The sequence below is a fragment of the Bradyrhizobium sp. 195 genome, assembly GCF_023101665.1.
Lineage (GTDB): Bacteria > Pseudomonadota > Alphaproteobacteria > Rhizobiales > Xanthobacteraceae > Bradyrhizobium.
This window is the reverse complement of the sequence record NZ_CP082161.1, coordinates 5,635,924-5,648,525: the sequence shown is the minus strand read 5'-3', so window position 1 is coordinate 5,648,525 and position 12,602 is coordinate 5,635,924. Positions and strand designations below refer to the sequence as shown.

The window sequence follows — 12,602 nt, the reverse complement described above, 5'->3', positions numbered from 1 at the left end:
ACCGACCCTAGCAGCGCGGCAGTTCCCGGCAAGATGGCAATCGGCTCGTTCAGCGCCTGATTCCCTCGAACGCCGCCATGATGCCGCGCTGGAACAGCGACCAGTCGAAGCCGAGCGCGATCGCGCGGTAGCCGCGGTCGATGAGGGTGTTGGCCTGGTCGGCGGTGCGGGCCACGCCGCCGATCGGCACGCCGCTTCTGAGGATGCCGGCCTCAGCGCGCGCGACCAGTTCGAGCAACTCCGGGTCGTCCATCTGGCCGCGCTTGTTGATGGACGTCGCGAGGTCGCCGGGCCCGATCACCGCGACGTCGATGCCCGGCGTCGCCATGATCTCGTCGATGCGGTCGACGGCATCGACATGCTCGATGGTGATCATGCAGATCATCTCGTCATCGGCTGATGCCATGTAGTCCGGCATCGACTGGCCCCAGCGGAACGGCGCATGGAACGGACCCCAGAGCCGATCGCCGCGCGGCGGGTAGCGCACGCTGCGCACCGCCTTCTCGGCATCGGTGCGGTTGGTGATCATCGGAAAGTTGATGCCGAAGGCCCCGATATCCATCGGCGCCTTCGCAAGCCATGGCTCGTTCGCCGCGATCCGCACCAAGGGGGTGCACGGCGTGCCCGTCGTCGCCGCGATCATCGCATGCGCTTCGGTGAGCCCGATCGGTCCATGCTCGAGATCGACGATGATCCAGTCGAGCGAGCGCGCCATGATCTGCACGGTCTGCACGCTCGGGATGGTCGCAATGGCGCCGAAGGCGGGACGGCCTTCGCGCCAAAGCTGGCGGAGGCGGTTGAGCGGCGTGGTCTGGACCGACATGGAAAAGGCCTGCGGCTAGGTGACGACGGTAAAACCTAGCAGCGCGCCGTCGCGGCGCAAGGTCAGGCCAGGGCGCGACCGCCGAAGAACGGCGTCAGCATGGTCGAAAGGCCATGCACGCGGTTCGAGGTGAAGATCATCTCGGCGCGCTCCTGCGCGATGCCGCCGATCCGCGGGCCGAGCAGGTCCGAGACGCGGCGGGCGATCGCCGGCGCCGGATCGATCCAGTCGACAGGCCATGGGGCCAGCCGCTTCAGCCGGTCGAGCAGCAGCGGATAATGCGTGCAGGCGAGCACGATGGTGTCGGTGCGGGATGCCACATTCCCAGCGTCGCCGACAAAGCAGGGTGCGAGTTCGGCGAGGATCGCCTCGTCGCTGACCGGAGCGCCGCTGAGCTCGGCTTCAGCCAGCGAGGCGAGCTCGGGCGAGCCGACCAGCGTCACCTCGCATCCTTGCGCGAAATCGCGGATCAGAGCCTTGGTGTATTCGCGCTTCACGGTGCCTTTGGTGCCGAGCACAGAGACGCGGCGGGTCCTCGACTGCGCGCAGGCGGGCTTGATCGCCGGCACCGTGCCGACAAAGGGCACGGAATAAGCCGCGCGCAGGTGCGACAGGACCAGGGTGGACGCCGTGTTGCAGGCGATGACGACGAGGTCGGGATCATGCGTGCCGATTAGTTCACCCATCAGCGGCACGACGCGGGCGATGATTTCGTCCTCGCCGTGGTGGCCGTAGGGGAAAAAGGCGTCGTCGGCGACGTAGGCAAAGTGCGCGTCCGGCCGCGCAGCCACGACCTCACGGAGCACCGTGAGCCCGCCAAGGCCGGAATCGAACACCAGGATCGTCGGAGAATTGGTCACAGAACTACCCTAGCCCGCCATGGTTACCATTCGGTTTTTAGGGCGATTTTGCGGCGGGGACCGCTTGGGGCCGATTTGGAAGGCTTGAATGTGCCGGGACCTGTCCCCAAAGTTCCGGGAAGCCGGCAATCACGAAGTATGATGCGGCGTCACAGTGCTCCCATTTGCGTCCCGCAGGAGGCCTCATGCTCACCGTCCATCATCTCGGCAAGTCCCAGTCCGAGCGCATCGTCTGGCTGTGCGAGGAGCTGGGAATTCCCTATGAGCTGAAGCGCTACACGCGTGATGCCGCGACCATGCTGGCACCGGCCGAGTACAAGGCGCTGCATCCGGCCGGCACGGCACCGGTCATCACCGACGGCGAGCTGGCGCTTGCGGAATCCGGCACCGTCGTCGACTACATCGTCGCAAAATACGGCAACGGCCGACTCGTGCTCGGCCTCGATGATCCGGCCTTCGCGCAGTTTCTGTATTGGCTTCATTTCGCCAACGGCACGTTGCAACCCGGCATGGGGCGGATGATGATCCTGAGCCGGCTCGATCTCGCCAAGGACAACCCGACCCTGCGCGCGATGAAGGGGCGCCTCGATCGGGCTTACGACGTTCTCGACGCCAGGCTTGGCGAAGCCGAATATCTGGCGGGCAGCGCCTTCACCACCGCCGATATCATGACGGTGTTCTCGCTCACCACCATGCGCTACTTCCAGCCCTATGATCTCCAGCGTTGTCCGAACGTGGTCAGATATCTCGGCCGCATCGGCGACCGTCCGGCCTACCGGCGCGCGATGGAGAAGGGCGATCCGGGCATGGCGTTGCTGCTGAGCTGAGCTGCGGTCACGCGATCCTGTTCGTCGTGGCCGACCGCGCCGTCGCCAGCTGCTTCTGCAGACGATCGATGTTTTGCAGCAGGCGCTGGCTGGTTAGCACCAGGAAGTAATAGCCGAACTGTGGATCCTGGAAGTAGATCTCCAGCAGGCGGTCATAGGTGATCGTCAGCACCTGGCCGTCCTCGATGCATTCTATCGTTCCGGTGCGGCGGTTGTCCGGCGTCAGGAAGCCAAGTTCGCCCATCAGTGCGCCCGGCCCGATCTCGACGTTGATCTCCTTGACCAGGAACTTGCCGGTGACCGTGAGCAGCATCTCCTTGGCGGGATCGCCCAGCTTGAAGAGCGTATCGCCCCGGCGATATTTGCGCTCGGTCATGAACGGCTTCAGCCATTCGATCGACATGTCGCCTTCGGCGGCGTGGCGTGCCTTCTTGACCAGCTTGAGCATCTGCCGCAGGCGCAGGGCGTTGATCGGAAGCAGCAGCAGATAGAGCAGGAACGTCGCGACGTTGGCGGTGAGCGCGCCGAACACGGCGAAGAACGCGCAGCCGACCATGTTGGCGACGCGCAGTGGCACCATGGTCCGCATCAAGAGGGTGGCGACGAAAAAGCCGGCGCCGACCGCGGCAAACAGATTGGCGAACGTGATGTTGTGGACAAAGATCTCCAGCAGCCGATTGAAGATCGCGTCATAGGTGACGTTGTTGGGATCGAGGCCCATCTGGACCAGGATCTTCGCGATCCTGAGGTTGTCCGTTGCCGCATCGAGAACGCGGTCGAGGATCGAGGAAATGTCTGCGCTGCCGGACGGCATGGTACTAACCCCGCGTAAGGCCTTCAGTCCTGGTCGGTATGCTCGTATAGCCGAATTCAGATGACGGCCGCCTGAAATGAAGCCTTCGGCCGCCACGCCGCAAGAGGCAAATTTTAGCCTGATTAGGCGTTTCGGCAATTGCCCGTTGGTTGCGCGTCTGGCTGCAACACGGCCGTGATTCGGGCAGGCTTCGGCGTCGCGAGGGGCTGGATGCCCCCAGGCGGGCGTTGGACGATGTTCGCCTTATGGCTTGGCGGCGGGTTGGACGACCTGCTGCTCGACGAGGCCAAGACGACCGGGCAGCGAGCCGGCGCGCAGCAGCATGGCGACGCTGTTGGCCTCATCCAGGGTGAAGTTGCCGGAAATCTGGCCGGAGCCGCCGGTGATGGGCTCGCGGATCACAGGGGCGGAAATCACCTTGTCGTCGAGCGCGATGGCGAAGGGCATTCCAACGTTCTCTGCGGTGATGTGGGCGAAGCGCCGCGCACCGCGGCCGTTGAAGCGGAACGAGGCGATCGGCTCCTTCGTCCCGCTGGCAAATCCCGGGCCTGCATAGCTGATGTCGTCACCGTCGAGCGCGCTGGCCTTGACCAGATAGGCAAGCTTGTCCTTGAAGCCGAACATGACTTCCGTCCCCGCCGGAGGCGTGCCGGATTGCGCCTGCTCCGCCGACATCGTGACATCGATCAGGCGGAAGCTGACCTTGACCTTCTTGGCGAAGATCGCAGTGATACGCTCGGGCTCCATCATGCCTGGCAGGAAGATGCGAATGCGGTCCGTTCCCTCAGACTGGACGCTGGCGAGTGTCACGCCGGCGTCCTTGAGGCGCTGTTCGATCATGGCGATGGAATCTTCGACGAGATCGCGCAGCCGCGCGGCGGATGCGGCGTCGGTCGGCGCGAGCCTGATCAGCCCGTCTCCGGCGTCGGTCACGGTGAGCGCCTGCGTGGGCAATCCCTCTGCCGCAGAGGCGAGCTTGCGCGTGAGCAGGTCGCGACCCTTGGCGTCCGCGATCTTCAATTCGACGCCGCCGTCACGGATGACAAGGCCGGAGAAGGCGATCCGGCCCTCGCGCAGCGTCTTGTAGACGTCGTCGCGCAGATCCGTGGTGACTGCCTCCCGCAAGGCGTCGCTGTCCACCTTGTAGATGATGCGAGATCCGCCCAGCTTCTCCATCTTGTCGGTGATGAATGCCGCGACCTTCGCGCGCATCTTGTCGAGCTGGGTGTCCGCGGCAAATGTTGGGGAGGGCAGGGCCATCGTGGATGCGATGGCGAACGCAGCGATCAGCCGGTTGATGCGGTTCCGCGCGGGCGTCGTCATGATGACCTCAAGTCTTGCGGCAGGGCGCTGGCGAACGAATTCCAGCGCCAGTTCTTGGTCCCCGGGTCGGCCCCAGAGGTTCAAGCGTCGCAGGCCTAGGCAATGGACGAACGCCAAATCATCCATCATTCTGTCGGCTCGGCCGACCATCGGCCGAGGCCTCGCCGCACCAAAATGTCAAAAGACAGGGGCGGGGACGTGCATCTGAGGGAGGACGGAATTCCATGGCGGGGATCCACGCGCTCGATCGGTTTATCGGCAACGACTATCCGGACCTGGCGACGGACGCGGAAGTCCGGGCCTTCGAGCAGGTTCCTTATGCCGATCGTGTCGCGGCCGAGAGCACCTATGACGCGATCAGGCTGGGTGCCGCTCGGAATCCCGATGGCGCGGCGATCCAGTTCCTGCAAAACGCGGATCCCGCCGACACGCCGGTCGTGGTCACGTACCGCGATTTCATCGCGCGCGTCACGCAGGCCGCCAACATGTTTCATGCGCTCGGTGCGGAGAAGGGCGACGTCATCAGCTTCATGCTGCCGCTGGTGCCCGATGCGTTCGTGACGCTGTTCGGCGCCGAGGCCGCGGGCATCGCCAATCCCGTCAATCCGCTGCTGGAGCCGCACCAGCTCGCCGAGATCCTGGAGGCCGCGAACACGAAGATCCTGGTGGCGCTCGGTCCGATGCCGGGCACCGATATCTGGCAGAAGGTCGAGCAGATCCGACCGCAACTGAAGAATCTCAAGGCGATCGTGCAGGTGTTCGGCGGCGGCGATCCCGCCAAGGGCATCTTTGCCTTCAGCGACCTGATCAAGCAGCAGCCGTCCGACCGGCTCGTCAGTGGGCGCAAGATTTCGGGTGCCGACATCGCCGCCTATTTCCACACCGGCGGCACCACCGGCACGCCAAAGCTTGTGCGGCACACTCATACCAATCAGGTCTATCAGGCCTGGGCGCTCAACCTGCTGCTGAAGGCGAAACCGGGCGCAAACCTGCTGTTCGGCATGCCGCTGTTTCACGTCGGCGGTTCGCTGACGCAGGTGCTGCTGACGCTGTCGGCCGGCGGCTCGCTGGTCGTGCTGTCGCCGAGTGGCTGGCGCAATCCGAATGCGGTGAAGAATATCTGGCAGCTTGTCGAGCGCTATAAGCCCGAGGCGCTGTCGAGCGTCCCGACGGTGCTGGCCGCGACGCTCGCGGTGCCGTCTGGCAACGCTGATATCTCCAGCCTGAAATACGCCGCCGGCGGCGGCTCGGCGATTCCTGTCGCCGTGGGTTCGGCGATCCAGGACAAGCTGAAGCTGCCCGTGGTCGAGGTCTACGGCATGACCGAGACCTCGAGCGTGCACACGCTCGCCTATCCGTCACGGCCGATCCGGCTCGGCTCCGTAGGTCTGCCGATGCCTTATTCTCGCGTGCGCATCGTGCAGCTCGACGCCGACGGCCGCCTGATCCGCGACTGCAAGCCGGACGAGATCGGCGTCGTCATCATGGCCGGGCCCGGCGTGTTCAGCGGCTATCTCAACGACGAGCACAACAACGGCGCCTTCGTCGACGAGGTCTGGGTCAATTCCGGCGATCTCGGCCGCCTCGATGCCGATGGCTATCTCTGGATCACCGGCCGCGCCAAAGACCTCGTGATCCGCGGCGGCCACAACATTGATCCGGCGCCGATCGAGGAGATCATGTTCCGCCATCCCGCCGTCGGCTTCGCCGCCGTGGTCGGCCAGCCCGACGCCTATGCCGGCGAGCTACCGGTGGGATACGTGCAGCTGAAACCGGGCGCCAAGGTCGAGCCGGGCGAATTGGAGACGTGGGTGCGCGAGCGCACGCCGGAGCGCGCCGCCGTTCCGGTGCAGGTCATCCCGATCGATCCGATGCCGGTGACCGGCGTCGGCAAGGTGTTCAAGCCGCAGCTGCGCTGGGACGCGGCCGAGCGCGTGTTCACCAAGGTGCTCACGCCGCTGGTCGAGCGCGGCATCGATTGCAGGGTCAAAGTCGGTGCCCATGGCAGTCATGGATCGATCGCGACTGTCACGCTTGCCGATCTGCCGGCCGACCGGCGCGAGCAGGTTGCGAGCGAGGTGCACGCGCTGCTTGCACCGTTCGTGATGCGCCACGAGGTGGTGCAAATGTAGCGCGGTTTCTGCATACCTCGAAAGCAGGGCGACTCTTCGCCGCATTATCCTTACCCCCGTTCGAGGAGCCCTATGTGACAGGTGTCACATAGGAAGAATTAGCAATCTGCGACGCTAAGGAATAGTCTCGTGGAATTGCATCCGGGGGGACGCAAGTGATTCCGTTTCGGTTATTTGCATTGTTGATATTGACGATGGGACTTGCCTGCGGACCGGCGCATGCCGACCGCCGGGTGGCGCTCGTCATTGGCAATTCAGCTTACAAAAGTGCACCCAAGCTCGGTAACCCTGCGAACGATGCCACTCTGGTCGGCGGCATGTTCAAGAAGGCCGGCTTCGATTCCGTCGACGTCAGGCTTGATCTCAGCGCCAGCGAGATGCGGCGCATGTTGCGTGAGTTTGCCGGCAGGACGCGCGATGCGGAGATGGCGGTGATCTACTACGCCGGCCACGGCATCGAGCTCGACGGAACCAACTATCTCATTCCGACCGACGCGTCGCTGGAGACGGACGGCGACGTTCTCGACGAGACCATTCCCGTGGAGCGCGCGCTGTTCGCGGTCGAGCCCGCCAAGCAACTGCGCCTAATCATCCTGGATGCCTGCCGCGACAACCCGTTCGCGAAGTCGATGAAGCGCACGTTGGCTTCGCGCGCGATCGGACGCGGCCTGGCCAAGGTCGAGCCGACCAGTCCCAACACGATGATTGCCTTCGCGGCAAAGGCGGGATCGACCGCGTCCGACGGCGATTCCAGAAACAGCCCGTTCGCCGCCGCGCTGGTCGAGCATCTGCCGAGGCCGGGCCTTGATTTGCGCAAGGCCTTCGGCTTCGTGCGCGACGATGTGCTCAAGAGCACAGGCTACAAGCAGGAGCCCTATGTGTACGGCTCGCTTGGCGGCGACGACGTGCCCTTGGTTGCGGTCAAGCCGGCTGCGACCGGTCCTCAGGCCAACCCGCAGGAGGCCGTGCGCAGGGACTATGAACTCGCGCTTCAGCTGGCGACACGCGACGGCTGGGAGGCGTTTCTGGCGGCGTACCCGGACGGCTTCTACGCCAACCTCGCCAAGGGTCAGCTGAACAAGATCGGCGCTGAAGAGACTCGCGCTGCAGCCGAACAAAAAGCCAGGGCAGCCGAGCAGGAAAAGGCGAGACTGATCTCCGAGCGGGCCCAGAAGGCCGAGCAGGAGAAGGCTGCGGCAGCGGCCAAAGCCGCCGAAGAGGCGCGGATCGCGGCGGAGAAGCAGAAGCAGATCGAGCAGGCGAGGGCCGAGGCGGCCGAGCACCAGCGCAAGCTGGCTGAGGCGGCGGCGGCGAAGGCATTGGCCGAGAAGCAGGCGGCGGAAAAAGCCAGGGCCGAGCTCGCTGCAAAGCAAGCCGCGGAGAAAGCGGAGCAGGCCGCAAAGCCCGCCTCCGATCGGCAAATGCCCGAAGTCGAGAACCAGAAAGTGGCCGCGCTCTCACCCGGGCCGGCGTCCACATTGTCAGCCGCTGACCTCGCCAAATCCGTGCAGAGCGAACTACGCCGCGTCGGTTGCCTGACGTCGTCTGCGGAGAGCGAGTGGAGTTCAGCCGCGCAGCGCTCACTGACGCTGTTCAACAAATATGCCGGCACCCAGTTCGACGTGAAGCTCGCCAGCGTCGATGCCCTCGATGCGCTCAAGGCGAAGCCGGGACGGGTCTGTCCTCTGGTGTGCAATTTCGGCTTCAAGGCCGACGGCGATCAATGCGTGAAGATCAGCTGCCGTGCCGGCTATCGCGTCGGTGACGACAATGAGTGCGAGAAGATTCCGGAGAAGAAGCCGGTTGCGACGCGGGACGAGTCGAGGAGGAGAGATACGGAGCGAAAGCAAACTGAGTCCGCGCCGTCGAAGCCTGAGGCTTCGGGACAGATCTATTGCAGTTCTACCGGGTGTCGGCCGGTGCAGAAGGGATGCAGGCTGGTGAACGGGGTTGTCTTCGGCCGGGGCAGCCCGAATGGCGCAACTGGTGGAAATTACGAAGTCTGTAACTGATCGCTTCGTCGATCAAAACCGCGGATGAATAGTGTGACTACCGCTCGATATTTCGGCGCTTTTATTTTTGCATCTCTCGTCGCCTGCTCGTCCGCGCAGGCCGAGAAGCGTGTGGCGCTGGTCATCGGCAATTCCGCCTACAAGAGCGTGCCGAAGCTTGGCAATCCCGCGAACGACGCCGGCTTGATCGGCGGCATGCTGAGGAAAGCCGGTTTTGACACGGTTGACGTCAGGCAGGACCTGAACGCGCCCGAAATGCGCAAGGCGCTGCGCGAGTTCGGCACCAGGACGCGGGATGCAGATGTCGCGGTCATCTACTACGCTGGCCACGGCATGGAGGTGGACGGCACCAACTATCTGATTCCGACGGACGCCGCTCTGGAGACCGACACCGACGTCTATGACGAGGCGTTGCCGATCGATCGCGTGCTCGTGAGCATCGAGCCTGCCAAGCAGCTTCGGCTCGTCATCCTCGACGCGTGCCGCGACAACCCGTTCGCCAAGTCGATGAAGCGCACTGTGGCCTCGCGCGCAATCGGGCGCGGGCTTGCCAAGGTCGAGCCGACCACCCCGAACACGATGATCGCCTTCGCGGCCAAGGCCGGTTCGACGGCGTCCGACGGAGACTCCCGAAACAGCCCGTTCGCCACGGCTCTCGCGGACCACCTGCCGAAGCCCGGCCTGGACCTGCGCAAGGCGTTCGGCTTCGTGCGCGATGATGTGCTGAGAACCACCGCCAACAAGCAAGAGCCCTTCGTATATGGCTCGCTGGGCGGCGATGACGTGCCGCTGGTTCCTGCCAAGCCGGTTGCGACCGGCCCGCAACCGAATCCTCAGTCGGAGCTTCGGCGAGACTATGAACTTGCGCTCCAGCTGGGCACCCGGGACGGCTGGGAAGCGTTCCTGGCGCAATATCCCGAAGGCTTTTATGCCAACCTCGCCAAGGGCCAGTTGAACAAGATCGGCGCCGAAGAGACGCGCGCTTCCGCCGAGCAGAAGGCGAAGGCGGCTGAGCACGAGAAGGCGAGGCTGATCGCCGAGCGTGCCCAGAAGGCCGAACAGGACAAGGCGGCGGCTGCGGCCAAGGCTGCCGAAGAGGCGCGGATCGCGGCGGAGAAGCAGAAACAGATCGAGCAGGCGCGGGCAGATGCGGCCGAGCAGCAGCGCAAGCTGGCCGAGGCGGCGGCTGCGAAAGCGCTGGCCGAGAAGCAGGCTGCCGAGAAGGCCAAGGCGGAGCTTGCTGCCAAACAGGCCGCGGAGAGGGCGGAGCAGGCCGCAAAGCCGGCGGCCGATCGGCAATTGCCCGAAGTCGAGACCCAGAAAGTGGCCGCGCTCTCGCCCGGGCCGACGTCCACATTGTCAGCCGCTGACCTCGCCAAATCCGTGCAGAGCGAATTGCGCCGCGTCGGGTGCTTGGCATCGGCTGCAGAGGGCGAATGGACGTCCGCCGCGCAGCGCTCGCTGACGCTGTTCAACAAATATGCCGGCACCCAGTTCGACGTGAAGCTCGCCAGCGTCGACGCGCTCGATGCGCTGAAGGCCAAGCCGGGACGCGTCTGCCCGCTGGTCTGCAATTTCGGCTTCAAGGCCGATGGTGATCAATGCGTGAAGATCACCTGCCGTTCCGGCTATCGCGTCGGCGACGACAACGAATGCGAGAAGATTCCGGAGAAGAAACCGGTTGCCCGTGACGAGCCCAGGCGGCGGGACCAGGAGCGGAAAGACGCCGAGTCCGCAACGCCGAAATCGCAGGCCTCCGGGCAGATGATCTGCAACAGCGCGGGCTGCCGGCCGGTAGCCAAGGGATGCCGCCTCGGAACGGTGAAGAACATGTACGGCAGTTCGCCGACCACCGAGATTTGCAATTAACCAGCAGGTGAACGGGCGTGACGATTGTTCGACCTCTATGCGTATTGATCTTCGCGGCGTTCCTAACTTGCGCCCCCGCGCAGGCCGAGAAGCGCGTTGCGCTTGTCATCGGCAATTCCGCCTACAAGAGCGCGCCCAAGCTCGGCAATCCCGTGAACGACGCGACCCTGATGGGCGGCATGTTCAGGAAGGCCGGCTTCGACACCGTCGACGTCAGGCAGGATCTGAACGCGCCCGAAATGCGCAAGGCGCTGCGCGAGTTCGGTGCGCGGACGCGGGACGCCGATGTCGCGATCGTCTACTACGCAGGCCACGGCCTCGAGGTGGACGGCACCAACTATTTGATTCCGATCGATGCCGCGCTCGAGACCGATACGGACGTCTACGACGAGGCGGTGCCGATCGATCGTGTGCTGGTGAGCATCGAGCCGGCGAAACAGCTTCGACTCGTCATCCTCGATGCCTGCCGCGACAACCCCTTCTCGAAAACGATGAAGCGCACGGTGGCCTCGCGCGCGATCGGGCGAGGGCTTGCCAAGGTCGAGCCGACCAGCCCGAACACCATGATCGCGTTCGCGGCCAAGGCGGGATCGACCGCGTCCGACGGCGATTCCCGCAACAGTCCCTTCGCCACGGCGCTGGTCGAGCACCTGCCCAAGCCCGGGCTTGATCTGCGCAAGGCCTTCGGCTTCGTGCGCGACGATGTCCTGAGGAACACCGGCAACAGGCAGGAGCCCTATGTCTACGGCTCGCTCGGCGGCGACGACGTGCCGCTGGTGCAGTCGAAGCCAGCCGCCGTCGCGGGGCCGCAGGCCAATCCACAGGACAGCGTGCGCAGGGACTATGAGCTTGCGCTTCAGGCGGGCCTGCGCGAGGCTTGGGAGGCTTTTCTGCAGACCTATCCGGACGGCTTCTACGCCAACCTTGCACGCGTGCAGTTGAAGAAGATTGCGGCTGAGGAAGATCGCGCACAGGCGACGGAGAAGGCCCGGCTGGCCGAACAGGAGAAGGTGAAGCTCGCCGCCGACCGTGCCCAGAAGGCGGAGCTGGAGAGAGCCGCCGCGGCCGCCAAAGCCGCTGAAGATGCGCGGATCGCCGCGGAGAAGCAAAAGCAGATCGAACAGGCGAGGGCAGAGCAGGCGGAGCAGCAGCGCAAGGCGGCCGAGGCGGCGGCTGCGAAGGCGGTTGCGGAGAAGCAGGCGGCTGAGAAGGCCAAGGCGGAGCTTGCCGCCAAGCAGGCCGCGGAGAGGGCGGAGCAGGCCGCAAAGCCGGCGGCCGATCGGCAGTTGCCCGAGGCGGAGCAAAAAGTAGCAGCCCTTTCGCCCGCGCCGACATCCACATTGTCGGCCTCCGATCTGACGAAATCCGTGCAGAGCGAATTGCGTCGCGTCGGCTGCCTGTCGTCGGCCGCGGAGGGCGAATGGAGTTCGGCCGCACAGCGATCGCTGACGCTCTTCAACAAATACGCCGGCACCCGGCTCGACGTGAAGCTCGCCAGCGTCGATGCGCTCGATGCGCTGAAGGCGAAGCCGGGACGGGTCTGTCCGCTCGTCTGCAATTTCGGCTTCAAGGCCGACGGCGATCAGTGCGTGAAGATCACCTGCCGCGCCGGCTATCGCGTCGGCGATGACAACGAATGCGAGAAGGTTCAGGAGAAGAAGCCGGTTGCGCGCCAAGTTCCAAAGGCGCCGGACGAGAGCCGGAAGAGCGCCGAGACGGCCCCAACCAAGCCGCAAGCCACGGGACAAATCTTGTGTACATCAGCAGCCGGGTGCCGGCCCGTCCGCAAGGGATGTCATCTCAGTTCTGGCGGAGTGGGACAATCTGAGATATGCCCCTGAAAGTTGGTCCGCAGCAACGCGCCGGGTAAGTACCCAACGCAACTTACCTCTTGCCCTTGGTTCGCGAACTGTGGCGAATTGCGCCTGCGCGAACCCGCCGT

Annotated in this window: 9 protein-coding genes; 5 read left to right on the top strand and 4 right to left on the bottom strand. The window is 64.7% G+C overall.

Features of this window, described 5'->3' with window-relative positions; all coding sequences use genetic code 11:
- Positions 1-49: 49 nt before the first annotated feature.
- Both IVB26_RS26480 and murI read right to left on the bottom strand, forming a co-directional pair.
- The gene (locus IVB26_RS26480; RefSeq protein ID WP_247968080.1) at positions 50-823 is read right to left on the bottom strand and encodes an HpcH/HpaI aldolase family protein; all 774 of its coding nucleotides are present in this window, start codon (positions 821-823) and stop codon (positions 50-52) included.
- A gap of 62 nt (positions 824-885) precedes the next feature.
- On the bottom strand, positions 886-1,683 hold the full coding sequence (gene murI / locus IVB26_RS26475; protein ID WP_247968079.1) for a glutamate racemase: 798 nt from the start codon (positions 1,681-1,683) through the stop codon (positions 886-888).
- 185 nt (positions 1,684-1,868) lie between these two features.
- Between murI and IVB26_RS26470 the strand changes: the two genes are divergently transcribed.
- Positions 1,869-2,510, top strand: a complete 642-nt coding sequence (locus tag IVB26_RS26470; protein WP_247968078.1) for a glutathione S-transferase family protein — start codon at positions 1,869-1,871, stop codon at positions 2,508-2,510.
- 7 nt (positions 2,511-2,517) lie between these two features.
- On the opposite strand, the gene IVB26_RS26465 is transcribed toward IVB26_RS26470, so the two are convergent.
- Together IVB26_RS26465 and IVB26_RS26460 are read right to left on the bottom strand one after the other, a co-directional pair.
- A complete protein-coding gene (locus IVB26_RS26465) occupies positions 2,518-3,324 on the bottom strand; it encodes a Crp/Fnr family transcriptional regulator (protein ID WP_247968077.1) in 807 nt (268 codons plus the stop codon).
- A gap of 243 nt (positions 3,325-3,567) precedes the next feature.
- A complete protein-coding gene (locus IVB26_RS26460) occupies positions 3,568-4,647 on the bottom strand; it encodes a SecDF P1 head subdomain-containing protein (RefSeq protein ID WP_247968076.1) in 1,080 nt (359 codons plus the stop codon).
- 224 nt (positions 4,648-4,871) lie between these two features.
- On the opposite strand from IVB26_RS26460, the gene IVB26_RS26455 reads away from it, so the two are divergent.
- The 4 genes from IVB26_RS26455 (at position 4,872) to IVB26_RS26440 (ending at position 12,501) form a co-directional block, all read left to right on the top strand.
- Positions 4,872-6,779, top strand: coding sequence for an acyl-CoA synthetase (locus IVB26_RS26455; RefSeq protein ID WP_247968075.1), 1,908 nt, complete (start codon positions 4,872-4,874; stop codon positions 6,777-6,779).
- Between the two features lie 194 nt (positions 6,780-6,973).
- Positions 6,974-8,791, top strand: coding sequence for a caspase family protein (locus tag IVB26_RS26450; RefSeq protein ID WP_247968074.1), 1,818 nt, complete (start codon positions 6,974-6,976; stop codon positions 8,789-8,791).
- Positions 8,792-8,815: 24 nt separating this feature from the next.
- Positions 8,816-10,660, top strand: a complete 1,845-nt coding sequence (locus IVB26_RS26445; RefSeq protein WP_247968073.1) for a caspase family protein — start codon at positions 8,816-8,818, stop codon at positions 10,658-10,660.
- Between the two features lie 17 nt (positions 10,661-10,677).
- Positions 10,678-12,501, top strand: coding sequence for a caspase family protein (locus IVB26_RS26440; RefSeq protein ID WP_458309288.1), 1,824 nt, complete (start codon positions 10,678-10,680; stop codon positions 12,499-12,501).
- Positions 12,502-12,602 lie beyond the last annotated feature (101 nt).